The sequence below is a fragment of the Petroclostridium sp. X23 genome (assembly GCF_030013905.1).
Classification (GTDB): Bacteria; Bacillota; Clostridia; order SK-Y3; family SK-Y3; genus X23.
In genome coordinates this window covers 1,949,325-1,975,866 of the sequence record NZ_CP124862.1, presented here as the reverse complement: position 1 = coordinate 1,975,866, position 26,542 = coordinate 1,949,325, and the positions used below count along the sequence as shown (strand labels likewise).

Sequence of the window (26,542 nt, the reverse complement as noted above, 5' to 3'; positions counted from 1 at the left end):
AGGAAATATCACATCTTTATTATCCCGAATGAAGGATTCGGAAAGGTCAAGACGCATATTAAAACCACAGGCATATAACATTTACAGTAGCTGCGTTTGACAAGAAGAAATTCTCCCTGGACTAGGTAATGACAAATACAGAGTATAAGCAATAACTATAGATATAACTGATTAACTAACATTATGCATTGTACAAAACGGAAGCGGCAGTATATTACAAAAAAGTCTATAAAAAGCTGCTGCCAGACGTTTTGTCAAATGAAGTTGTTTAGGAGGAGACAGAACATGTTTGAAATTTCAAATGAAGGACACGACAAGGTCAAGACGCATACTGCAACGGAAGGCAATATGCCGTTTACCGTAGCTAGGCTTGGCAAGCCGATGGATGATGTATTGCTTGATAACATGATGAGGCCGCGTTTAAACCGTGAGAGACAGAGCCTGTATGCGTTCCTGTATGTGGATATGTCCCATACGGTTATGATTGCCGAACAAGGAATCATAACGCCTTTGCATGCAAAAAAGATCCTTATGTTATTTCGTGAAATGCAGGCATTAGGAGATGATTTCCCAATCAACCCGAAATTCGACGGCATGGTACTTCAGTTTGAGCGTTATCTTATCAGTAAGCTTGGCGAAGAAATCGGAGGAAGGATGCATACCGGACGAAGCCGTCCTGGACACGCAAATGCCGTTAACCGTGTTATTTTTCGTGATAAACTTTTGAAAATCCACGAAAATTTGCTTGAACTGGTTGACACGATTCGGACAATTGCTCCACGCTATGCCGAAACGATCATGCCGGGATATACTCACGGTCAGCATGCACAACCTTGGACTTTTGCCCATTATCTTATGAGGTGGGCATATATGTTTGAACGTGACCTGGAAAGGATAGAGGGGAGTTTCAGTCGTGTGAACCGTTCTGCACTTGAGGGAGTTGCGCTTGCGGGTACTTCCTGGCCGCTTAACAGGTCACGTACCTGTGAACTGCTCGGCCATGACGGGCTCGTGCTGAATTCTCACGATGCGGCAACCCAATGTGCAGATTATAATGAAGAAAACGCTGCGGTGCTTGCAATGCTAATGAACCATATCGGAAGGCTTGCTTCTGACATGTATTTGTGGTCCTCCAAAGAGTTTGGTATGGTTAAAATTGCAGATGAATACTGTGAATACTCGGATGTGTTGCCGCAGCAAAGGAACCCTCATGCGCTTGAACGTCTCAAGGGTATGACCTCACTGGCACATGGCTGGGTGCCAGGAATTCTTGGTGTACTCAGGCCTACCGCCACTACTGACGTAGATATGAGTTACGGCGGAGATGGAAACCACACAATGTGGAGCAGCACATCATTGGCAATTGAGCTTATGAAAGGTATAATTGAAACTCTGACATTGAATGAGCCTCTCATGAGAGAGCGGGCTGATATATATTGGACCACTTCCAGTCATCTCTCCGATGTTATTTCAAAAGAAGCGAAAATTTCTTTCCGTACGGCGCATCAAGTGATCGCCCGTGTTGTAAAGCTTGGCCTTGAACGTAATATTAAACCGCAGGAAGTTACCACAGAGTTGATGGACGAAGTGGCTCTGCAGACAATCGGCTATGAACTGCATGTGCCGCAAGAAGTTATAACCCGTGCAATGAGTGCGAAGGAATTTTTGGCAACCAGGGTTACCCCCGGCAGTCCAAATCCGGTTCACTTACCTGCGCAGCTTTCTGAAATTGATGAATGGCTTTCCGAAAGAAGAAAATGGCAGGAGGGCAAGAAATATCAGCTTGCAAATGCTCTGAAAAAGCTTAATGATGCAGTGGATTACTATATTAGTCTTTCCGGAGGTGACGAAGAATAATGGGTTCCGAGGTAATGAGTTCTGATACAATGCACAGGTGTGCCTGGAGGCCTGAACTTGAAAAGGAAATGGAGTACTTTGAACAGTACATAAAGGTTTGCCGTGCGCATGTCAAGATGTTGAACAAGCAGGGGATCTTTGATAAGACAACCGAAGAAAAGCTGATTGATGCGCTTGATGGTATCCAAAAAAACGGTGACAAGCTAGAAAAGGATGCTAAGCTTGACTCCCAGATTTATAAGCTTTTATCTGAAGAGGCGGGCCCTGTTGCTGCCGGCTATATGCGCATTGGTTGTTCGCAGCTTGATAAATCTGCAACCGCAGACCGCCTTAAGACCAGAGAATACATTATAGAAGTTTTCAATAGGGTACTTGATTTCGCTGAAATGCTTTGCAAACATGCAGACACTGAGAGAAATATCATGCTTCCGGGATATATGCATTTTCAGCACACCCAGCCGACAACGCTTGGTCAGTATTACTTGAGATTCATCTATCGTTTTGAACGCGATATGCAGCGTCTGCGCCTGTGTTACGAGCATACTAATTTGTGTCCGCTCGGCGGAGTAGCCGGAAGCGGTACTGCGTGGAATATTGACCGCCGGGAATCAGCCAGGCTGCTAGGTATGGATGGTATCATAGTAAACGCAATGGATTGCTGCATGGTGGGTGATGATTACACGGCTGAGACAGCAATGGCATTTGCACTTATTACACAGACTCTTTCAAAAATCGCTGCGGACATCTTCGAATGGTGTTCCTATGAGTTTCGCATTGCGGAAGTCAGTGACTCTCTTGCAGGATCATCAACGCTAATGCCTCAAAAGAAAAATCCGACCGCTTTTGAGGCGGTCAGGGCATTTTGCGGTCAGGGCAATGGCTGGGTAGCAAGCATTATGGGTGCGCTTAAGACCGGCAATAGTGGGGATCTCGACCTGTTCTACGGAGGGAATAGAATCAGTGATGCTGCAGATATAACGATCCGTGCACTGAAACTTATGCAACCCAGTATAGATACACTTGAAATATACACCAACCGTATGTCGGATTTTGCCCTGAACGATTGGTCAACATCCATCGCGCTGGTCGATGAAATGGTGAGCAGAGGCTGGAGCCATGCAGATGCATTCAAAACTGTATCTGAATTTGTGTCTTGGGCAAATGATTCTCAGATATCCCCTCTGGATGCGTCTATTGAAAAACTCGATGAAATAGCGATCAGCCTATATGGCATTAAAACCGGATTTACACACCAGGACCTTGTACTTCTGCTCAATGCAAGAACCTATATTATGAAGTTTAAGAGTGAAGGAAGCGCACATCCAAACCGTATAGAAGAGCAGCTCAACAATGTAATTAAGCTTTTGGCCGGCCATAGGGCATGGGTGGAAAATGCCGTCCAACACATGCTTATAGCTGATCAGATGCTTTATGCAAAATAAAGACCCTGGTAGGATCAAATTACGAACAAAAAAATGAATGGAGGGAAAACAATGATCAAAAAGAGGTTATTGGCATTCATGGTTGTATGTGCAATGCTGTTCGGCATGACAGCGTGCGGCACAAGTGGTACAAACGATACAGGTGGTACAAACGGCGCGGGTGGAACAACCGGTACAAACAATACAGGTGGTACAAATGTTGCAAGCGAAGAACTTCAAAAATTCGATGGCGAATACAAGATCGGTGTCATTCTGCCCATGACCGGTCCTAGAGCATCCGGAGGGCAGGACTTCAAGAAGGGCATGGAAATCGGTATCGAAATGATTAATGAGAAAGGCGGGGTTCAGGGGAAAAAACTTGTAGCCATATACTGTGATGGCAAAGATGCTAATGCAGGTATCTCTGAGGCGCAGCGCCTTATGCAGATTGAGAAGGTTGCTGTTATTACCGGTACCTATGATTCTACTGTTTCATATGCTGTTTCCGCGCTTTGTGAGCAAAACAAGACCTTTTTCATGGAAATGGCATCTCCTGCTGACTCTCTGCTTGAGCGAGGCTTCAAGTACATGTTCCGTATGAACCCGACTGCCAGTGCCGAAGGTGCATTTGGAGTTGATTTCATTCTTGACAAATACAAGGAGCTTGGCGTCAACAGTCCCAATGAGCTCAAGATCGCACTTGTCGGTGTAGACACGGTTTACGGTGCCAGTTACTATAATGGCGTTAAGAATCGCTTGGAAGAAAAGGGCATTAAGCCGGTTTATACCGAGTTGTATGCTCCTGACGTAACCGACCTGTCATCTATGATCATGAAATTGAAAGATGCGAAACCTGACGCCACTATCTGTGCTTCTTCGCTGGAAGACTCAGCGCTGTTATATCGTCAGGCTTATGAACTGGGCTTCAATTGCAAGGTTTTACTGGGAAATGGCGCGGGTTTCGGCAGTTATACTTTCTATAACCGTTTTAACGATTTGGCTGAATATCTCTACTGCACAAATTATACCATTAAGAGCAGCCCGCCCAGTACCGCACCAGGATTGCAGTCTTTCTTTGAGAGATATCATAACACCTATGGGCAGGATCCGGTGTATGTACATATGACAGCACAGGTTTGCCAAGGCACGCTTGTTCTTGGCGAGATCCTGAATGCTGCGAAAGACATGAATAATCCGGACAGCTTGGTAGAATCGGCTTTGTCCATAGATATTGAATCCGGCACTATGGTTAACGGTTGGGGTGCTAAGTTTGCCGGACCCGGTTCTAAACTGCCGGGCCAGAACATTTGTGCCAACAATCTGATTATTTCACAGTGGCAAAATAAAGAACTTTGGCAAGTCTATCCTATTGAGAGTGAAGGTATTAAAATAAAAATTCCGCTGCCCAGCTGGGATGAGCGCCGATAAGGACAATTGTGGAATCAACAAATTTATGCTACTGGCCTGGTTTTGCCAGGCCGGTATTTATCAGGATGGAGGATGCTGAAAAATGTCAATTATGACAATATTCCAACTATTGATAAATGGTATATTGAGAGGAGGCGTTTATGGTCTCCTTGCTATCGGACTTACCATAACATACGGAGTTGCTAGAGTTTTGAACTTTGCCCATGGCGAATTTGTTGTACTGGGTATGTATTCAGCTTATTTTATGTATATGCTTTACAATATCCATCCATTTGTCAGCACGATTTTCATTATTCCGATTTTTTTCATTTTCGGGTTGCTGATGTATGGGATTATGTTCAAGCACCTGACTAAAAAAAGCGGATTTGTTCAAATATTTACAACGGCCGGTGTTTCAATGGTTTTGCAAAATCTGTGTCAGTTTTTCTTTTCCACCGACCCTAGATACATTCCAATGACTGCAATTAGATCTGTTATCCGCATTGGCCAGCTTAACATTAATATGTCTGACTTGCTTGGTTTCATCATTGCAGTCTTTCTGATGGTTATTTTATTTACATTCCTGCAGTACTCCTTCAAAGGAAAAGGTATTCGAGCTGTTATAGACCAGCAGCGTGGCGCACTTCTGGTTGGTTTGAATGTAGACCTAATGTACCGTATTGCAATCGCACTTGCATTTGCATGTATTGGTGCAGCAGGTGCCGTGCTCGCAACCTCTTATAATACTGCGCCTGCAGTTGGCGGGACATGGAAATCGATTGCGTTTATTGCAGTAGTACTTGGCGGACATAGCAGCCTCCCCGGTTCTCTGATTGCCGGCCTAGTAATAGGGCTTATAGAATCCTTTGTAGGTTATTTTGGTGCTGTTCAGCTTAAAGAAGTTGCGTATTTTCTTTTGTTTTTCTTTGTGCTTGTAGTAAAACCACAAGGCTTGTTTGGCCGCAAGACTATTCGTATAGGGAGGTAATTGCATGAAAAATAAAGAAAACATCAAAATCAAGATTCTCAGTATTATTGTTATTATCATCGTGCTTCTTTGCCCTATCGTATTTGGCAGCAGTGGTTACTTCATGCATATTTTGTTTCTTATTGCATTTAAAGCATATATGGCAACCAGCTGGAACATTCTTTCAGGATACTCCGGACAAATTTCCCTTGGACACGCCATGTATCTCGGTATTGGAGCATATTGCGGAACCATTCTGTTTACCCGGCTTAATATAAACCCATGGATGGCAATGATAGCTTCCGGCACTATGGTCAGTGCACTCAGCGTCATTATAGGGTTGCCTCTTTTTCGCCTTAGAAATGCGTTCTTTGCTATTTCGACCAATGCACTGATAAAAGTTGCTTCGTTATTGGCAATTTACTTCCGAGGACTGACCGGCGGAAGCATGGGTACCAGCATACCCATCCATAAAATGGGTTTTGCCTATCAGACCTTTGAGGATAAGGTGCCTTATGTATATATTGCATATGGGATGCTTGCTCTTGTGCTGTGTGTAGCCTGGCGTGTATACAAATCAAAGCTCGGTTACCAGCTGTTTGCGCTTCGTGACGATCATGACGCAGCTGCGAGCCTTGGTGTAAATACCCTCGCTGCAAAGCTGAAAATAATGGCAATTAGTACGTTTATGGTGGCGATGGGCGGCTCATTCTACGCGCACTATATCCTATATGTTGACCCTATCGGCATGTTTGACCCGCAGCTTAGCATGGATATGACCATTATGGCTAATCTCGGCGGTATCGGAACCATGTTCGGACCTGTACTCGGTGCTATTTTGCTTGTTCCTATTGATGCGCTGCTTCGTTCCGTCTTTGGCGGCGGTGCTACCAGCGGATTGGATATTGTAATCTATGGATGCATCCTAATTGTCATTGTTTGGTTTTGTCCTGGAGGCTTGTGGCCGTTATTCAACAAGCTGCTTTACAAGCTCAACAATAAGAAAGAAGAAATACAGACTTTCGCCTACAATGCGCTCAGAACCAAAGCAGAATTGGAACATGCGAAGCATATCGGGCATGATTTAGGTGAAAAGAGTGGGAAGCCTATACTTGAAATCCGTAACGTATGTATGCAATTTGGCGGTCTTAAAGCGGTTAACGATGTCAGCTTCGATGTTATGCCGGGACAGATTTTCGGTATTATTGGTCCGAACGGCGCCGGAAAAACGACGCTATTTAATGCGATTACCGGATATGTTAAGGCCGATAGCGGAACTATCAAATATAGCAAAAAGGTTCTTAGTAAGAATATTCGTCCGCATCAACTCGCAGGCATGGGGCTTACACGGACTTTCCAGTCGGTTCGTCCCTTCACCAGAATGACCATTGCCGATAACGTGATGATAGGTGCGGTTAAAAATCAACCCAACATTGAGAAGGCGAAAGAAATTACGAATGAGATCCTAAAAATTGTTGGTCTTGAGGTTTATGCAAACAGATTGCCGGACGGCTTGACAGTTGCGGAGCAGAAGCGCCTTGATATGGCGCGTACGCTCGCAATGAATCCTAAGATCCTGATGCTTGACGAACCTATGGCCGGTCTTACTGAGAATGAGGTGAACGATCTTATTGAGATTGTGCGTGGTATTGCCAAGCGCGGTATCACGATAATCATCATTGAACATGTGATGCACGCCGTCATGAAGCTATGTGAGCGGATTATCGTTCTTGACCATGGTGTGAAGATCAGTGAGGGTACACCAAAGGAAGTAACGTCCAATGAGAAGGTAATAGAAGTATATCTGGGGGAAAAGTATAATGGTTAAAGTAATATTAGATATCAAAAACCTATCTGTTAGTTATGGACCTCTTAATGTTGTGCACGATGTGAACTTATCCGTTCAGGAAGGTGAAATCATGGCCTTCATCGGCTCAAACGGTGCGGGTAAAAGTTCAATTATCAATGCTATTTGCGGTGTTGTTCCAGGAAGAAGCGGTGCAGTGACATTCAACGGCGAAAGGATTGATGCACTTAAGCCAAACGAGCGTGTAGAGAGAGGACTTGTTCAGATTCCTGAAGGACGTCTTATTTTCAGCAGCCTTACGGTGCTTGAAAACCTTCAAATGGGCGCAACGCTTCCGGGTGCCAGAGCTAAGCTAAAAGAATCTCTCGAATTCGTATGTGAGATTTTTCCAAGGCTTGCGGAAAGAAAGAAACAGTTTGCCGGGACGCTGTCCGGCGGTGAACAGCAAATGGTGGCTATCGGACGTGGACTTATGAGTTGTCCGAAACTATTGATTCTTGATGAACCATCGTGGGGGCTTGCTCCAAAAATCACAAGTGAGGTATTTGAAGCTGTCCGCAAGATCAACAGGGAAGGTGTTACAATCATTTTGGTTGAGCAACATATTCAACAATGCTTGCGCGTAGCAGAGCGCGCCTGTGTTATTGAAAACGGCATAATGACCAAGGAGGGTTTAAGCGCTGATTTGCTCAATGATGATCATGTTCGTTGTGCATATTTAGGCTTGTAATAATACTTTGGTTTAAATAAAGACCAGCTAATTGTTGTCAATAGGTTTTAAGAAATTTTCTTTAAAAATATTTTAAAGCAAGTGCCTTGAATATAGGCATGACAACAAAACCACCTACTTTTGGTAAACATAAAATAGCCGGTCTCTGGACATTGAAAACTAAACATTGAGCATGTATGTATTAAGCCGCTGAATTCTTTGCTATAAGCATTTTTGCATGTTCTTCAGGCATTCTTAAAACAAATGGTTTTCTATCTCTGAGAACAGCAAAGATGATTGAAACCAGCTTATGCATTACTGCACCTAGTGCTACTTTTTTAGGCTTACTTAGGCATTTTTTTCGGTAGTATTCATACAATACCGGATTGTGTTCCTGGCCATTACGTTTCTTACGTACATTAGCCAGAGCGGTCGTGAAAACTACTCGTCTAAGCAATCTAGGACCCCGTTTGGACATCTTGTTTTCAGTACCTTCAAATTGACCTGATTGAGTAACAGAGGGGTCTACACCGAAGTAAGCAACCAGCTTGTCCGGCTTGGAGAAAGCACTAAAATCTCCGATTTCAGCTATAATAGTAGCTGCAGTCAGTAGTCCGATACCGGGGATGGAGCACAGTAGTTCGATCGTCAAAGATAGAACCGGCATATCCTTTGAAGCATCCTTGTCCAAAAGCTCGTGGATAGCTTCAACGGCTGCATCCAGAGATTGCATCAAGGTTTTAATCATGACAATATTGGCTTTAAGCATTGCAGCATTGGCAATGGAATTAATGCTCAAAGGCTTGAAGTTGCTGGCCTTGGAACAAAGTGATTCGTATTTACCTGTAGCCCATTTAATGTTTTTCCTGGCGGTCTTTTGTATAAGAGAAATCAATTTCTGTCTATCGGCTTTGAGGATATCCTCAGGTGTAGGATATTTTTCAAGAATCGCTAGTGCAGTGCAGGAGGAAACATCCTTGAAGACTTCGGTAAAGCTTAAGAAAAGCTGGTCAACAATACCCAAGAGCCTGTTCTTATAGGCAGTAAGCTGGTCAGAAAGCTTGTAGTAGTGGCGGCAAAGGCTTCTTAGGCAATCTATGTCTTCGTGAGGAATATTGGTGGTTTTAAGCTGTCCGAAACGGTACAGTAAGGCAATCCTCTTAGCATCCACTTTATCATTTTTTACTTTCCTAACCCGAATATTTTTGATAGAATCAGATTGGATGGGGTTTATGACGCAAACCTCATATCCATTCTTCGTGAGGGTTTGGAAAAGGATTTTGTGGTAATGGCCGGTGGATTCCATGATGACGACAGGCTTTGCTTCAAACTCCTTTTCTGCTTTTCTAAGGAGCTCAAAGGCTCTGTCAAAGTTGGAATAGGCATCATGGTTAATCCGGATGCGGGCATACACCTGATTTGAAGGTGAGAGAATTGCCATCTCTGAGAACCGCTTACCCACATCGATCCCGGTAACAGGAACCTGGTTCATAAAAAAGCCTCCTTCATTTTTTTGTATTGTGGACAATGGAGCATCCATTCCTACTCCTGTAAGTATGCAACCTAGCATGTGACACGAGGAACCAGCTAAAAAGCCGGCCTCAACCAGCCAAATCATGTAAACTTACCGGAATGGATAGACAGTCTTAATTACGGGTAGTCGTCTCCATGAGGAGCCGTCCCAGGAGGAATTCCATCAACCCTCCGAGTCCGAAAAGCATTATACATGATTGTCAAGGTACAGGCCAGCCAAATACTGGCAGTAGGCTAAGGTGAGAAGCCTATTGATTTGCTTAAGGTTTAGATACGATATGTTCAAAGTTATGTTAAGTATTAAGATTTGGTAATTCCAGCAACTAAAGTGTTGCTGATTGATTACAACTATATTGTACTAGGAGGAGTATTTATGGGTAAAGTATTTTCTCGTCTCGAAATTATTGAACGTTTGAAAGCGACGGTTAGAAGCAATTTTCCTATTATTGCTGCGGGACCTTGCAACGGCATCGCTGCTAAATGCTCCGCCCTTGGCGGAGCAGATCTAATCATCTATTCCACCATGGGGATCAGCAGGAGCATGGGGTTCCCGACTAGAGTAATCGAAGACTTCCATGGTGACAGATCTATGAAAATGCACGAAACCTTCTGGCAGGTTGTACATAACGTTCCGCTTATTGCAGGTCTTGATCCTAACGATATTGAGAGTCTTGATCACAACCGTTTGATTGATAGGTTTATTGCAGCCGGTGTATCCGGTATCGCGAACTTCCCACCGGTACAGAGGTATGGGGATGCGTTCAGAACGCGTGCGACAAAGACGAAGCATGGATTTAATCAAGAAGTAAACCTTATTAACACCGCTCATGCAAAAGGGCTGTTTACTGCTGCGATCGTTTACTATCCCGCTGATGCCTGCTCAATGATTGAGGTTGGGGCAGATATGATTATCGCAACCTGCGGTGATACGTATGGCGGAATGGGGGGTTATCCCTACCGGTCATATGAAGAGGCGCTTGCTAAGATCAATCCCATTATTGATGCTGCTAAGGAAAAAAGGCCGGATGTCCTATGTCTTGGGCATGGAGGGCCGTTTAATTGCCCCGAAGCTACTGCGGTTCTTTATGAAAAGTCCAAGGCGGATGGCTTTTATGGCTGTTCCGCAATTGACAGAATTCCCATAGAAATCGGTGTCAAGAAGATTGTTGAAGAGTATAAGGCCCCCGTATTTGAAGAGCTTCGGATAAAATGATTGTTTGGATAGACAGAGTTTTTCACATATTTAAATATAAATAAGGAATATAGGAGGGAACATAATGGGACGTACTTTTAGTGTGGAAGAAATCAATACACGTGTTCGGAATACGATTCAAAGCAGACACCCCGTCATTGGTGTGAGTGCAAGCTCCGGACTTGTTGGTAAGGCATCTGAAGCAGGCGGTGCAGACTTTATTGTTCTGTACAGTACGGGTAGAAGCCGCGTGATGGGGCAGGGTACCCGCCTGATTGGCGATGCGAATACGGTAACTTATAATATGCATGAAGAATTATGGGCGGTTGTTGATGATACTCCTATTATTGTCGGCGTGGATGCAAACGACATATTCAACTGGGATTTGCATAAGCTGCTTAAGAAGTTTCAGGCGGTTGGTGTATCCGGGATCATTCATAATCCTATGATCGGCATCTATGGCGGCGAATATGTCAAAATTCGTACTGCGATTGGCCATGGGTTTGACAGGGAAATCCTGCTTACCGAGATGGCAAAGGATATGGGCATGTACTGCATGGCTTATACCTGGACGAAAGAAGAGACTGTCGCCATGACTAAGGCAGGCTCCCATTGTATCATTCCGCATGTGGGAGGTACTGGTGGTGGTCTTACAGCAATTCCTCATAAGTCCGTGGAAGATTGTGTAAAGATCATAAATTCGTTGATTGCAACGGCTAAGTCGGTAAACCCTGATGTTTTGTGCCTTGCTCACGGCGGCCCCTTCAAGGATCCTGAATCGGTGCTGGATATCTACCGCTATACCGATGCACAGGGATATATAGGTGCTTCGAGTGTTGAAAGGACGCCGGTTGAAAATGCCGTTATGGGTGCGGTAAAGGCATTCAAAAGTGTTCCATTGAGGAGGATGTAAAGTGGAAAAAAGTAAACCACGTGTTTTGGTTATTGGAACGCTCGACACAAAAGGCGAAGAATTCGCATTTTTGCGGAATGAGATCATCAGACGGGGATGCGACTGCATCGTCATGGATCTTGGCATTATGGGTACTCCGTTGTTTGAGGGTGATATTAAGAGGGAAGAGGTGGTCGAAAAGTCGGGTTGCTCTTTGGATGAATTGCGTTCCGGAAATAAACGCGGAGAAGCCATCAATGCGGTTATCGAAGGGGGCACATTGATTACTCGCGAGCTCTACGCCAGAGGCGAATTTGACGGTATTATCGCGATGGGAGGAGGCTCCGGTACCAGTATCGGTAATACCATCATGAAGTCTTTACCATTCGGTGTGCCGAAGGTGCTTGTTACTACTCTTACCAATACTAACCCGCTTTTCCAATTCACAGATATGGTCATCGTCCGAACCATGGTAGACCTTGTTGGCTTGAATAGCATTACCCGAACCTATATTCAGCACGCTGCAGGTGTGATTACAGGTATGGTGCGCATCAAGCCTGCAGTTGATACCCACAGGAAAAGCATTGTTATAACCTGTCTGGGTGTTACAACCCCCGGTGTTATGAAAATTAGACAAAAATTACTGGATATTGGCAAAGAAGTTATCGTGCTTCACAGGCGTACGTCCGTAGTCAAGAGTATGGTAGAATCCGGTCTTGTTGAAGCAATGCTCGACATTACGCCCAATGAGATAACGGAGAACATGGTCTATCCTGTGGGTGAGGATAACTTTGATAGGCTAAAGGTCGTCCGGGAGGCTGGCATACCTCTTATGACATCAGCCGGCGCAATGGATATGATTTTACACTTTACTCCTGCTGAGATGAGGCCTGAAGAACTTAAGGACCGTCCTTATGTTATACATTCTCCCACTACGACTCTTATTAGGACCACGATTGATGAACAGAGGCGTCTTGGCGCGGTTCTTGGAAAGCAGCTAAGCGAGGCAAAAGGACCTGCAATGGTAATCATTCCTATGGATGGTTTCTCCATGTGGGATTGTGAGGGCAAAGCCTTCTATCAGCCTGAAGCCAGGAAGGCTTTTATAGAAGGTATGACAGAGAATGCACCCGATATACCCATCGTCAGGGTCAATGCCAATATCAATGATGAATCTTTCGCAGTTGCAGTAGTTGAGGTGCTTGTGAAGCTTCTGAAAGGAGAATAAAAGATGGATAGGATAAAAAAAGTATTGATTACAGGCGGCTGCGGACGAATTGGCCGCCGTGTAACCGCAAAGCTAATGTCTCTGGGTATGCAGGTCAGGGTTGCAGACATGATTACGGGTGCGATTTCGGAAGTTGAATATGTAAAGGGCGATATCATCAATTATGACGAGATGCTCGCGGCTACTTCCGGTGTAGATTATGTCATTCACCTTGCGGCGATTCCTGTAGAGAATGGCAAGTCTCAAGAACTCTTCAAGAGCAATGTTGAAGGTGTATTTAATGTGATTGACTCGGCCGCCAAGAACGGTGTAAAGGGTTTTGTGTTTGCCAGTACCGTTTCAACATATGCTCTGCTCCGCCCTTCCTTGCCTTTTAATCCGGCGTATTTTCCGGTAGATGAGGAAATACCCCGGATTCCTGACCGTAACTACGGCAGCATGAAAATTATAGGGGAAAATTTTTTGCAGGCATATAGCCGTCTTTATAATATGGATTGCATTGCTTTGCGCATTGCAACTGTAATGAATCCCGGAACTGAAAACTGGAAGAAACTTTACGACAATATTCACAATCCTGAGCATGTTTTCGTTGGCAATATGACCATGCGGGATTTTATGTGGCAGTATGTACATGTATACGATGTTGCACAGGCATTTGCAAAGTCGGTCCAGTATATCGCTGAACAGCCCGGATTCGGATTTGAGCCATTCAATATTGGAGCAAAAGAATGTGCATGCTCTGTACCGTCTCTGGAGCTGATTAGGCGTTATTTCCCGGATGTTCCGATACTGAAGTACCCGGCAGTGTTTGTAGAAAATCCAAATGCTGCGCTTTACGGCATCGAAAAGGCACGGAGAGTGCTTGGTTATGAACCGCAGTATTCGTGGAGGGATCAACAGGAATGACAGGGGCAGAAATGAGCGGAGAATTTATTCGTCGTCATGGTATCACATTGCTGCTGTTTGCTTCTTGTGTTGCCCAAATGCTTTGCCTTATGGCAATGAAAAGTACCATCTCATTGTTCATCCTCTATTTGGGAGGTACTACTTTTATGGCTGGTATCTTATCAACAGTTCTGGTAATATGTGGTCTGGTGGTTAAACCTGCAGTAGGTTTTGCACTGGATAAAGTTGGTCCGAAGCCGATGTATTTCTATACGGCAATACTTACAATACTTTCTTCTTTTGCACATTTTGTCAGTGCAGGCAGTTCAATTCTGGGAATTGGAATCCTTGGCATAGTACTAACAGGTATTGGCTATTCAACCATGAGTACAATAAGTGTACCGATTTTCCTGCTTCGTTCGCAGATGCATGAGCAAAATAAATATATGATCAATCTTGCCGGATTCAAAACCGTACTTGTTACGGCGGTGGCTCCGACGATGAGCCAGGAAATACTTTACCGATGGGGTTTTCAGCCACTCTATCTTACGCTTATTGCAATCAGCATCGGGGGAATTTTACTGAATGCCTGTATAATGTCAAAACTGCCCAGAAGACAGGAGATTTCTGCTCCGGACTGCATTAAAGCGGTTTGTAACAGCGTTTGGAAAGTGATTTTTACTGCGCCGTTTCTTCTATTGTTTTTTGCCAATGTTGCTTGGGGAATGACAAATGGGCTGCTGCTTACATTCCTCATCCCTTTTGGGGTTGAGAAGGGGCTAAATAATGCCGGCCTGTTCTTTACGATCTATTCCGCAACGAATATCGCTCTACGAGGATTTGTGCCGCGATATATGGATAAGATCGGTCGTAAGTGGCTTTTGATTAGCTCCTTTGCATTTATGGTACCGGGCACAATGGGACTTGCACTTCTTAACCAACAGACGGATTTGATTCTTCCTGCTCTGCTCAACGGTATCGGAACCTGTGCGGTATATACTCCGCTTGTAAGTTTAGTGCTGGATTATCTGCCGGAAGAGGGAAAAATGTCGGGCCTTGGGATTTTTCTGGCAGCGTTTGAGGTTGGTCACGGGTTGACTTCACTTCTTGTTGGAATTATGTCTACTCTCTGGGGATATGAGATGATTTTTGCCGTTATTGGCCTTGTACCGTTACTTGGGATAGCGGCAATATGCTTAGGGGTCAATAAGAATACTCAATAAATAATGGAGGGAATAAATCATGAAATACAAGCACTTGTTTAAGCCAATTCAAATCGGAAGCACGATCATCAAGAACCGTATCGCGATGGCGCCTATCAACAATTCCACGCAAATGGACCCTATTACAGGGCAGACTACCATGACTATGGTTGAGTATTTTGCTGAGCGTGCCCGCGGTGGTACCGGCCTACTTGTCACGGGTGTCTATAAGGTAGAATATGAAGTGGAACAGTGCATCAATAAGAAAGAAAATCTCAGGAAGTGGTGTTTCTTCAGCCCTCAGTCAATCCGGATGCTGGGTGAAATGGTGGCACGCATACATGCTTACGACAGTAAAATCTTTTTTCAACTGTCTGCCGGTCCGGGCCGCGTAACGCCTGCCGAAACCATTAAATCCGGTGTGCAACCTGTATCTGCATCTGAGAACCGTTGCTTTTTTATGCCGAATGTATGTTGCCGCGCACTTACCACCAAGGAAGTCGAGCAGATTGTAGAAGCGTTCGGTAGGGCTGCGGTGTTTGCAAAATCTATCGGAGCGGACGGTATTGAGATCCATGGTCATGAAGGCTATCTTATCGACCAATTTACCACTGCTGTATGGAACCGTCGTACTGATAAATATGGTGGAGATTTAAGGGGGAGGCTGACTTTTCCGATAGAGATACTCAGGGCTATCAAAGAGGCTGCAGGTGAAGATTTTACCGTTACTTACCGCATGGGCGTCAAGCATTTTGTGGAGGCTCCCTTTAAGGGGGCGTTGCATACGGGTATGAATGAGATAGGCCGTGAAATTGAGGACTCGGTTGAACAGGCCAAGCTGCTTGAAGAGGCTGGATATGATGGCTTCTCAATCGATATGGGCTGCTATGAGAGTTCCTACTGGTCTCATCCGCCGTATTATATGCCGCATGGTTACGGTGTAGACATTACCGCTGCCATTAAGACTGCCGTCAAGGTTCCGGTCATGGTAGCCGGACGGCTTGGTATGCCGGAGCTTGCTGATCAGGCAATCGCTGAGGGAAAGACCGATATGGTCGCGATTGGACGTGACCTGCTGGCGGATCCCGACTGGCCAAATAAGATTGCGCGTGATGAAATCGAAGAAATCCGTCCATGCCTTGGCTGCCATGACGGCTGCATGGAGCGTACTGGACAGGGAAGATTCCTCTCGTGTTCGGTAAATCCTGCTTGCAGCAGGGAAGAGATCAATAAGATCATACCTGCATACAGGTCCAAGAAGATCCTAATTGCCGGTGGCGGTGTGGCAGGTATGGAATTTGCACGTATTGCCGCCCAGCGTGGACATGATGTGACCATATTTGAAAAGACCAATGAGCTCGGCGGTCATTTGCTGGAGGCTGGGGTGCCGAATTTCAAAGATGATATCAAGCGCCTTGTTGCATGGTACCGTCGTCAAATTTCCCAGATGGATATTAAAGTGGAATTCGGTTGCCCGGTGGATATGGATGTGTTCAAAACACTCAACCCTGATGCAGTTGTCGTAGCCACCGGTTCCACATACAGACTTCCAAAGGTTGAAGGTGTAAACAAGAGCAATGTCGTGACCTGCTGTGAGCTTCTTCGTGGAGGGAAACAGGTAAAAGGCTGCGTTGCCATCATCGGCGGTGGTATAGAAGGCTCGGAAACCGCACTCTGGCTGGCACAGCAGGGGGTTAAGGTTACCATCGTTGAGTTGCAGGATGATATCGTAAAGACCGGTATGATCCGTTGCAACCGCAACATGCTCATCGATCAACTCAACGAGCTTGGCGTTAAAAAAATGGTGGATCAGAGACTATACCGTATTATTGACAGCGGCATAGAAGTGATCACCAAGAAAATGGAAATAAATACTATTAAGTGTGATACCGTTGTTATGGCAACCGGCGTAAAGGCCAATAATGAAGTGTATAGCAGCTTCCTTGGTACTGCAGGCGAGCTATACCAAATCGGCGACTGTAAGCAGCCTAGAAAGATTCATGATGCTATTTGGGAAGGCTGGTACATTGGTTTGCATATTTAATAGGCAGGCAGGGGTTTTACACTAAGAATACATTCATGGGCTGTTTGGTTGCTTGACAGTTGAGAAGGCTGTAGCGGTGGCGGGACAGCCCGTATTGTTTAAATAATGCAAATGGAGGGATGAATATGCGTAAGCCTATGATTGCAGGGAACTGGAAGATGAACCGAATACCCGAACAGGCGGTTCAATATGTAAGGGCCCTGATTCCACTTGTAAAGGACGCAGCTTGTGATATTATAGTAATGCCGCCGGTTATTTGTTGTTCATATATCAAGCCGATTATAGAAGGAACAAACATCCGCCTTGGGGCCCAGAATGTACACTTTGCCGAATGCGGACCATATACCGGAGAACTTTCTGTCCAAATGCTGATGGCTATTGGCGTTGAATATGTGATTATCGGTCATTCGGAACGCAGGCAATACTTTTGCGAAAACGATAAGACGATAAACCTCAAGACGAAAGCGGCCGTAAAATCCGGACTTAAGCCGATTGTCTGCGTGGGAGAAATGAAGGAAGAGCGTGATAGTGGTTATGCCGATATCAAGATTTCTTATCAGGTATTGATGGCACTTAACGGGCTTACCGATAAAGAAATCGAAAAGACGGTAATTGCCTATGAACCGATATGGGCTATTGGTACGGGGGTTATGCCGGCGCTTAACGAAGCAAACAATACGCTCAGTATGATACGTAGTGCAATTGAAAGAAACTATGGCAATAAACTTGCGCAGAAGGTGCGTCTATTGTATGGGGGCTCAATGCGTCCAAACAATGCGGGAGAGATTATTGCACAACCGGAAATTGATGGAGGACTTGTCGGGGCCGCCACGAAAGATGTGGAGGATTTTGCGAAGGTAGTAAATTTCCAGAAGGGAGGGAGGCAATAAGGGTGTATAAAAAACAAAGTGTTAATATTGCAGTTGTAAATTTTGAAGCTATAAAGGAAAATAAAACTGACAATTTGAACCGGATGAGAAAATATATTAATGAGGCGCATACCAAGAATGTTCAAGTGCTTGTATTTCCTGAAATGTCTTTGGCAGGATATTGTTCATCTGGCGATTCCGAATATGCTGTTGCCAATGCAGAATCAACAGATGGACCTTCTGCATTGGTGATTTCAGAGCTTGCAAAAAAGTTTGAAATGTGGATAGTATATGGCGGAACCGAAACTGTCAATGATGATTTGAAGCATGCGTATAATTCCGCTTTCATCTGCTCCCCTGAAGGCAAAGTAACCTCCTACCGCAAAATTCATCCGGTAGAAGGTGATTGGTGTATCTCTGGACAGAGACTCATGATGTTGGATACGGAATGGGGATTAATGGGTGTTGGGATTAGCCAGGATACATACTGTTCACCGGAAATAGCAAGGATTTATCGAGCTAACGGCTGCATTGCTTATTTGAATCTTTCTGCTTTGGAAAGTTTTGATAACTTTCAATGCTACTATTCGACGCACCTGGAACATTTAGTTTCAAGAGATGGAATGATTTGTGCAAGTGCAAATTTGACCGGAGCAGGTGGGCCCAACGGCAGTAACAAGTTTGCCGGCGGAAGTTGCGTTATCAGTCCGATACCTCATTACATCAAGTACATGGCCGGAAAAGCAGATAATACCGAACCGGGTTTATATACCGCCGGTGTGGATTTAACTTCCATTTCTCCTGAGAGCCTCATTACTGCCACATTCTTCAAACCTCAATTGTATTCCGAATTGTATCAGGAACTGGCGGATAAAGTGTCATCAGGCAGAAAACTAACATATACAAGTACAGTTGCCAAAGGTCCTAGGGTTGCAAATGTACAATGTGTTACAACATGGGGGAATAAAGCCGCCAATCTCCGCATGATGATTCAATATATTGAACAGGCAGCAAAGGAAAAAACAGATATGATAGTATTCCCTGAAATGGCTCTTACAGGTTATGCTTATTCCGAACCGGCGGATGATGGAAATACCATGCAGTTTAAAGAATCAGAAGTTCTGCCGGGAAAATCGTCAAATTTATTGTCGGAATATGCTCAAAAATATGGAATGTATATTATTTACGGTTTTCCGGAAATAAAAAACAGAAGAATTTACAACTCCGCTGCTATTCTGTCTCCTGATGGTAAACAGGCATCCTTTCAAAAGATTCATGGTATCCTCGATGAAATAAAGTGGGCTACTGATGGTACAAAACCTAATATGCTTGAGACCGAATGGGGCAAGATGGGAATTAGCATATGTATGGATGGGCATAATGTGCCTGAACTAGGACGGTATTATGCTGCAAATGGATGTACCATTTTAATCCATCTTACTGCAACCAATTATGGGGGGCAGTATAATCCCTCCAAATTACCATGGTATCGGCAAGGACGAATGGGTTCCTATACCATTCGGGATGGAATGGCTGTGGTTAGTTCCAACCTTTTGGGAAAAGAACTTGAGAATAATCCTTTTGCCGTATATGGCGGTTCCAGTGTTACTATTACAAAGCATACTAAAACAAATAATCCGCGCTGGGGCGCCCCCATTAATATGAATGGAACAAATAGAGCACCCTACATGACGGAGCCTCATATGTATATCACTAATTTGGATATGTCCGGTTTGGGGTTTGATTCATCGCAGTTTAAGCCGCAGTTATATGCTAATGAATATAAGAAACTTGAAATGTTGAAAAAGGCTTTACTGACTAAAGCTGATTCCCCAAAATAATCTTAACAAATCATATAAAAGAAACTCGGATATATTTTGATTATATAAGTTGAACTAAACAATTGTATAATTTATTCCGATGCACGCTTTTTTTGTTGGATTTCTTTACGTATTTATAGGTCAAAAATCGGCAAAATAGAGAATGCTGCAAATAATAGAAAAAATTTACTGATTTTTGGAGTGTTTGGTGCATCAGCTATAGACGGTAGGAGTATTTTGCTAATATATATTTATATGATCTTATCCTTTTTTTACATACACCAAATGAACAACAATCTTTTTTATCCTTGTTGACAACATAATATCAATATGATATTGTTTGCTGTGGATAGCTTAGTTCTGCCTCTAAAGATGTGGAAAGGCTTGGAAATCCAGGGGTTGATGCTTAATTATTTAGGTACTGTTAATAGAGCAGTGTACTATATAAAATTGAGCTATGAACTGAGGGACTTAAGAATAAATACCGAGTCAGATAGGATTGCTGAAAGAACCGGTCTTTCCGTTGAGAGGGCGGCGGCTGATTATATATATGAAAGGGAAGAGGTCATGAATAAAACAGAACTTTTAGGTAGATGGACAAAGGAAAAGTCTGAAGAACTATACGGTATTAAAAACTGGGGTGCCGGTTATTTTTCGATCTCTGATAAAGGAGAGGTATTAGTAAACCCTTACGAGGGAAATGATTCCGCTGCAATTAGTATAATGGATATTATTTCAGGTGTGCGTGAACGTGGGCTTGATATGCCGGTATTGTTGCGTTTCGAAAACCTGTTGGATTCACAGATTTCTTTTCTTAATAATTCTTTTAATGATGCGATTAAGAAGTTGAACTATAAAGGTGCTTACCGTGGTGTTTATCCTATTAAGGTTAATCAGCAGCAGCAGGTCATTGAGGAAGTGACCAAATTTGGTGAGCGCTATCACCATGGTTTGGAAGTAGGTAGTAAAGCCGAATTAGTGGCAGCACTTTCCCTTATGAAAGATAAGGAAGCCTGCCTGATTTGCAATGGATACAAAGATGAAGAATTTATTGATTTGGGTCTATATGCTGTGAAAATGGGATTCAAATGTTTTTTTGTTATTGAAATCCCAAGGGAACTTGATCTTGTGCTGGAGCGCTCACAGGCGTTAGGGGTTCAGCCGAATATAGGTATTCGAATCAAACTTTCCGCAAAAGCCGGAGGTCACTGGACTGAATCCGGCGGTGACCGCAGTATATTTGGCTTGAATGTATCTCAGCTTATATCTATGGTAGATACTTTGAAAGAGAAGAACATGCTGGATTGTCTCAAACTGCTTCACTACCATCTTGGTTCCCAGATACCTAATATCCGGGACATTCGTTCAGCAGTATTGGAAGCCGCCCGCGTGTATGCCGAGTTGGTAAAAGAGGGCGCGCCCATGGGTTATTTGGACTTGGGCGGAGGACTTGCGGTTGATTATGATGGCTCAAACACCAATTATACCAATAGCCGTAACTACACGGTACAAGAGTACTGTACCGATATCGTTGAGGCGGTAATGTCCATACTGGACACAAGTGATATTCCTCATCCTGTGATTGTGACTGAGTCAGGCCGAACGACGGTAGCATATTACTCAGTATTGCTATTTAATGTACTGGATGTGGAAACATTTGAGGAGCATCAGCTGCCGGATAAACTTGATGACAATACATCGGAGCAGATTAAAAACCTATATGAGGTTTATAAAAACATTACGTTAAAAAATATCCAGGAGTGCTATAATGATGCACTTTACTACCGTGACGAGATCCGCGATATGTTTAAACATGGAAGGATCAGCCTGCGTGACCGCTCGTTTTCGGAAAAGATCTTCTGGAATATTATCAATCAAATTGCAAAAGAAAAGAAAAAGCTTAAAAATGCTCCACCTGATTTAGAAGATATCGAAAGCGCTATTGCAGATATTTATTATTGCAATTTTTCGGTATTTCAGTCTATACCGGATAGTTGGGCGATTGATCAGTTGTTTCCGCTTATGCCGGTACACCGCTTATTGGAATTGCCCAAGCGCAATGTGGTAATAGCCGATATCACCTGTGATTGCGACGGAAAGATCGACCATTTTATAGATCTTCATGATGTCCGAACCACACTGCCTTTACATGAAATGAAAAACGGGGATGATTATTACCTGGGTGTTTTCTTGGTCGGTGCATATCAGGAAACACTAGGTGATCTTCATAATCTATTTGGAGATACCAATGTAGTCAGCGTCAGGGTCAATCCCGACGGCAATTATGACTTGGTAAAAGAAATTCACGGAGACAGCGTAGCGGATGTATTATCTTATGTTGAGTTTGACCCGAAAGATATGCTGGTAAGTTTCCGCGAGAAAGCAGAAGAAGCGGTCCGTACCGGACTGATTAGTGCAAGCGACAGACGGGAAATCATGCGGGCGTATGATAATGGACTTCGTGGCTACACTTATTATGAACGTTAAGTAATTAAATATAAGTACGTGTTAATACTAGCAATGCTACATGGGATAAACTTCCTATGTAGCATTGTTTTTTTATATTATTCAAAGAATGGTTCCCGTAAAATTCTGTGGATAATCTGGGTGTAGGGGCGCGTAGTGCGCGTCCGCCTGGGTAATCTGTGATAGTGGCGGACGGCCGATGGCCGTCCCAACAGTAGTTGGCCCTTAGACGTAATTTGTTCTGCCAATCATAATTAATTCGAATTATATAAATATTGTAGAATTCAAATAGTATATTTACTGATAATCATAAGAGATAAAACAAATACTATTTGTTATAAATAGTTCAAGTCAGCCTTATCATTTATTAAGTGGTATATTCAAAATTTATAATCTTATTATCTGAGTTGGTAACATATGTTACTGTATCGATAATTAATCATGATTATAATATAAGTGAAAAGAAAATCATAAAGCAATATTGGTAAAAAAAATACAAAAACTATAGGAAAGGAAGTTTAAAGATGAGTTTGTTTCTAGGAAAAATACACTATTGGTTATATAATAAGATTGTTTGGGCTGAAAGTTTGGAAGAAGAAATCATTGGCTGGGCAAAAAAAGCCGGTCTTCCTGTAGAAGAATGGCTACAGCCGATTTATTCAAGATATGGCATGCCGACAGGCAATAAACCTTTAGAGGAGATTATAGATACTTCCAATATCCATGGGTGGCTTCAGCAAACTATTGCAAAAGCGGAGTCAAGGCAAGCTGCCTTAATAACTCAAATAATAAATGATAACAAGGCTAATAAAGATGAACTCTTGAATCTTTTTAGTAAGCAAGGAAGCGCAGTGGCTTCCCAATATGAAGGAAAAATCAATACACCTGAAGATGCGTATAAGATATTAAACGATTTTATATTGGAAGGAATGCCTTGTGATAGAGTAGCAGAAGTAGTTGATAATAATGATCAGGAAATCGTTTGGCGTACAACGGCATGCTTGCATAAGTTCTACTGGGACGAAGTGCAAGGGGATGTTCAAAACTTTTATGATTTAAGAGAAGGTTGGATTAAGGCTTTTGTGGAAACATTGGGTAACGGTTTGCGATATATGAAGGTTTCAGCAGACACTCAAAAAATACAAAGGACATAAGGAGGAGACAATATGGATTGCATACAACTGATGGTAGACGAACATAAGTATATAAAAAGAATGCTCATAGTTATCCGGAAATACTGCTATAAAATGTTGAAGGGACAGGCAATACAGTATGAGGATTTCTTTAAAATGATCGATTTCGTTCGAAATTATGCAGATAAGCATCATCATGGGAAAGAGGAAGATTTACTTTTTAATAGAATGGTAGAAGAACAGGGACCGGCTGCAGAGAAATTAGTACGTATGGGCATGCTGGTGGAGCATGATTTGGGAAGATTGCATATGCAGGAACTGGAAGCAGCAGTTAGAAAAGTGATGGACGGAGACGAGGAAGCGAAGCTGGATGTCATTGCAAATGCTATTTCCTATACACACTTGCTTCATCGACACATTGATAAAGAGGATAATGTGGTTTATAAATTTGCGGAAAGAGGACTTTCACAAAACACATTAGATAAAATCAATGATGAATGTGTTGGTTTTGAAGCTGAGGCACAGGCAAAAGAAGTACAGGAAAGATATATCGGTTTACTTGAAGCGCTTGAGGCAAAAATTTAATATGAATGATTCCAGACTGTTTACGTATTACGGAAACAGTCTTTCTATATTTTGATGATTTTAGTTATTCATAGAAAAAATTCTATGAATGTATTTACCTAATTTTTACAATGTGATATACTTTATATGTTTGCAATATTAATGAAAAATATTACTAGTAAGGAGTGGGGAGTGGGGACCGGAGGGTTAGGAGAGGATACAAAAACTCCCCATTGTTCACTCCTCACTACATCATTGCAAACTATAATAGTTCTTGGAGGATTATAAGATGACAAAAGTCAAGGCCACCGTTTTTCTATTCATTACTTTCGTTGTAATATCAGTTCATACCTTGTGTTTTGCGGAAACAATCGATACAAAAGATACTATGGATAGTCAGCAAATAAGTGCTGAGCACTTGGAACAGCTGATTGAAGCTGTTGAAGCAAATGAGACAGGATATAGCTTGATGCAAGAAGGGAAGTATGAAGAGGCAATAAAATTATTCCAGAATGCGATAAAACTTGGTTTGCAAAATGATGCGGCTCTAAATAATCTAAGCTGGGCGTATTATGAGCTGGGAGAATATCAAAAAAGCTTCGAGTACAGCGAGAAAAGTTTAGCCATTCAGCCCAATGAAGATGCAGAATATGTTAATTACGGCAACGCATTATACGGATTGGGAAAATATGAGGAAGCATTAAAGGCATTCAACAATGCAATTAAGATGAATGAAAAATCCAGCTATGCATATTATGGAAGGGGAATGACCTATTTTGCTCAAGGGAAGTTCAAAGAAGCGTTTGGAGAATTTGAAAAATGTCTATTATATACGCCGGATGATTATGGCGCCCAGTGCTACAAAGCTATCTGCTATTTGTTGAACGGCAGTGAAAAAAAGGCTTTACAATATATTGAGCAATGTATAGAAAAACAGCCGGATATAAGCGATTTGTATTTAGCTAAAGGAAATATCCTTGAATATACGAGTACCTATGATGAAATAATGAAGTTTTACGAAGATGCAAGTAAACTTTTTCCTGATGATATAAGCTTCTTGTCAAAGTTGGGGAGAATAGCGTTTAATGCAGGTAATTATGATAAAGTACTCGAATATTTCATTCCCGGATTAAAAAAATATCCTAAAGAGCTTGAGTTATATTATGGAATTATATATAGCTACAGTGCGCAAGGGAATTTTGACAAAGTAAAGGAATATTGTCTAAAAGCAATCAATAACAATAAGAAAGATCCAGAGCTATATAATATTATAGGAATGCTTTATCTGGACGAAACGCTGTATAAGGACTCAGTACAATATTTCGATACCGCGATAAAACTTGATAAGAATTATCTTGATGCATATCTGAATAAAATGTTTGCTTTATACATTACTCACAGATACTCAAAGTGTATAGAAGTAGGGAATAGTATCCGCGATAAATTTGATGCAAATGAGAGTATCCTTTGGTACATAGCCGATAGCTATTACGGGCTCGACAAATTTGATGAGGCTATAAAAACATACGGAGAACTGGTAAGTATTAACGACAAAGATGATAGTGCATTGTCCTTCATTGCAATGGCATATTATAGAGATGATAATATTGGCAAAGCGAAGGAGTATGTGGATAAATGTTTGGATATTAACCCGGATAATCAACAAGCGTTATGGATAAAGACAGAAGTTGAAAATAAAGATAAGCCGTTTATAAAGCAGTTGGAGGAATTATTTGTAGACAATTATTTGTATTACGATGATTCCATTGATATTAAGTCTAAAATAGCTACACTGAAGGACAATGCCAATATTACTGACCAAGAGATTAACAACTTTGTTGAGGATATCAAAATGGCAGAGGACCAGTTTACTTTTGTAGTAAGTGGTAAAGATTATGATTATGTAAAAAGTAACGAGGAAGAAGATATAGCGCTTATGAAAATGAGCGATCATCTTTATTATACTAGGATTCTAAGTTTTAATGGCAATACTGATGAACGCTTTATTGAGCTGATGGATACTATAGAAGATACACAGAATAAGACGCTTATTATTGATTTAAGATCTAACACAGGTGGTGTTACGGATAGCGCGACCAATATCCTTAATGAAATGCTTCCGGAATGTAAAACCAGTTATCTGATATATAAAGATGGCTACACTTACGATTTTTATTCAGATGCCTCACAAACTAAATTCAAGAAGATATATATATTTGTTGACGAGTATACTGCAAGTGCTTCGGAATTAACGACATTAGGGTTAAAAACTTTTTTGAACAATGTTACTATAATAGGACAAAAAACGTATGGAAAAGGCGTAGGTCAGTACGTTTATGAGAACTCGAAAAGGAAAGTAATGCTTTTTATCGTCAATCACTATTGGAATGTAAGACAAAAAAATATCCTAAATGACCATATTGAACCGGACATATATGTTGAAAGTGATAATATAGAAGATTATTTCAAAGCAATTGATGATTTACAATAGTAGGTACTTTAAAGTTTTTTTATTTTTTACAAAACAATTTATGTAGAATTTTGTG

General features: G+C 42.5%; 19 protein-coding genes. 18 read left to right on the top strand and 1 reads right to left on the bottom strand.

The features are described 5' to 3' along the window. The first annotated feature begins 258 nt into the window (after positions 1–258). The 6 genes from QKW49_RS09555 (at position 259) to QKW49_RS09530 (ending at position 8,189) form a co-directional block, all read left to right on the top strand. Entirely contained in the window at positions 259–1,857 is a 1,599-nt protein-coding gene (locus tag QKW49_RS09555) for an argininosuccinate lyase (RefSeq protein ID WP_282867320.1), read from the top strand. Then, on the top strand, positions 1,857–3,299 hold the full coding sequence (locus QKW49_RS09550) for a lyase family protein (protein WP_282867319.1): 1,443 nt from the start codon (positions 1,857–1,859) through the stop codon (positions 3,297–3,299). Before QKW49_RS09555 ends, QKW49_RS09550 begins: the two co-directional genes overlap by 1 nt. A gap of 51 nt (positions 3,300–3,350) precedes the next feature. After that, complete coding sequence (locus QKW49_RS09545) at positions 3,351–4,706, top strand: ABC transporter substrate-binding protein (RefSeq protein ID WP_282867318.1); 1,356 nt, start codon at positions 3,351–3,353, stop codon at positions 4,704–4,706. Between the two features lie 82 nt (positions 4,707–4,788). After that, positions 4,789–5,673: a branched-chain amino acid ABC transporter permease gene (locus QKW49_RS09540; protein WP_282867317.1), complete on the top strand. Its 885-nt coding sequence runs from the start codon at positions 4,789–4,791 to the stop codon at positions 5,671–5,673. Positions 5,674–5,677: 4 nt separating this feature from the next. Then, the gene (locus QKW49_RS09535) at positions 5,678–7,480 is read left to right on the top strand and encodes a branched-chain amino acid ABC transporter ATP-binding protein/permease (protein WP_282867316.1); all 1,803 of its coding nucleotides are present in this window, start codon (positions 5,678–5,680) and stop codon (positions 7,478–7,480) included. Next, positions 7,473–8,189 (top strand): ABC transporter ATP-binding protein, encoded by a 717-nt coding sequence (locus QKW49_RS09530; protein ID WP_282867315.1) that lies wholly within the window; start codon positions 7,473–7,475, stop codon positions 8,187–8,189. The genes QKW49_RS09535 and QKW49_RS09530 overlap by 8 nt, the downstream gene beginning before the upstream one ends. Before the next feature lie 181 nt (positions 8,190–8,370). Here the strand turns inward: QKW49_RS09530 and QKW49_RS09525 are convergent, their stop codons facing one another. Then, entirely contained in the window at positions 8,371–9,660 is a 1,290-nt protein-coding gene (locus tag QKW49_RS09525) for an IS110 family transposase (protein WP_282866218.1), read from the bottom strand. A gap of 414 nt (positions 9,661–10,074) precedes the next feature. Between QKW49_RS09525 and QKW49_RS09520 the strand changes: the two genes are divergently transcribed. The 12 genes from QKW49_RS09520 (at position 10,075) to QKW49_RS09465 (ending at position 26,487) form a co-directional block, all read left to right on the top strand. Continuing rightward, positions 10,075–10,914, top strand: a complete 840-nt coding sequence (locus QKW49_RS09520; RefSeq protein WP_282867314.1) for a phosphoenolpyruvate hydrolase family protein — start codon at positions 10,075–10,077, stop codon at positions 10,912–10,914. Between the two features lie 64 nt (positions 10,915–10,978). After that, on the top strand, positions 10,979–11,806 hold the full coding sequence (locus QKW49_RS09515; RefSeq protein WP_282867313.1) for a phosphoenolpyruvate hydrolase family protein: 828 nt from the start codon (positions 10,979–10,981) through the stop codon (positions 11,804–11,806). Between the two features lies 1 nt (position 11,807). After that, complete coding sequence (locus QKW49_RS09510) at positions 11,808–13,013, top strand: Tm-1-like ATP-binding domain-containing protein (protein WP_282867312.1); 1,206 nt, start codon at positions 11,808–11,810, stop codon at positions 13,011–13,013. Between the two features lie 3 nt (positions 13,014–13,016). Beyond that, positions 13,017–13,919, top strand: coding sequence for an NAD(P)-dependent oxidoreductase (locus QKW49_RS09505; protein ID WP_282867311.1), 903 nt, complete (start codon positions 13,017–13,019; stop codon positions 13,917–13,919). Then, complete coding sequence (locus tag QKW49_RS09500) at positions 13,916–15,121, top strand: MFS transporter (protein WP_282867310.1); 1,206 nt, start codon at positions 13,916–13,918, stop codon at positions 15,119–15,121. Before QKW49_RS09505 ends, QKW49_RS09500 begins: the two co-directional genes overlap by 4 nt. Positions 15,122–15,140: 19 nt before the next feature. Then, positions 15,141–17,144 (top strand): FAD-dependent oxidoreductase, encoded by a 2,004-nt coding sequence (locus QKW49_RS09495; RefSeq protein ID WP_282867309.1) that lies wholly within the window; start codon positions 15,141–15,143, stop codon positions 17,142–17,144. 125 nt (positions 17,145–17,269) lie between these two features. Next, positions 17,270–18,034, top strand: coding sequence for a triose-phosphate isomerase (tpiA, locus tag QKW49_RS09490; protein ID WP_282867308.1), 765 nt, complete (start codon positions 17,270–17,272; stop codon positions 18,032–18,034). 2 nt (positions 18,035–18,036) lie between these two features. Beyond that, a complete protein-coding gene (locus QKW49_RS09485) occupies positions 18,037–19,854 on the top strand; it encodes a carbon-nitrogen hydrolase family protein (protein WP_282867307.1) in 1,818 nt (605 codons plus the stop codon). A 324-nt stretch (positions 19,855–20,178) separates the two neighbouring features. Beyond that, positions 20,179–22,320, top strand: coding sequence for a biosynthetic arginine decarboxylase (gene speA / locus QKW49_RS09480; RefSeq protein ID WP_282867306.1), 2,142 nt, complete (start codon positions 20,179–20,181; stop codon positions 22,318–22,320). Positions 22,321–22,823: 503 nt separating this feature from the next. Beyond that, positions 22,824–23,453 carry a hypothetical protein gene (locus tag QKW49_RS09475; protein WP_282867305.1) on the top strand — a complete coding sequence of 210 codons (630 nt, stop codon included), beginning with the start codon at positions 22,824–22,826 and terminating at the stop codon, positions 23,451–23,453. Positions 23,454–23,465: 12 nt separating this feature from the next. After that, positions 23,466–24,017, top strand: coding sequence for a hemerythrin domain-containing protein (locus tag QKW49_RS09470; RefSeq protein WP_282867304.1), 552 nt, complete (start codon positions 23,466–23,468; stop codon positions 24,015–24,017). A gap of 268 nt (positions 24,018–24,285) precedes the next feature. Next, the gene (locus tag QKW49_RS09465; protein WP_282867303.1) at positions 24,286–26,487 is read left to right on the top strand and encodes a tetratricopeptide repeat protein; all 2,202 of its coding nucleotides are present in this window, start codon (positions 24,286–24,288) and stop codon (positions 26,485–26,487) included. Positions 26,488–26,542: the final 55 nt, after the last annotated feature.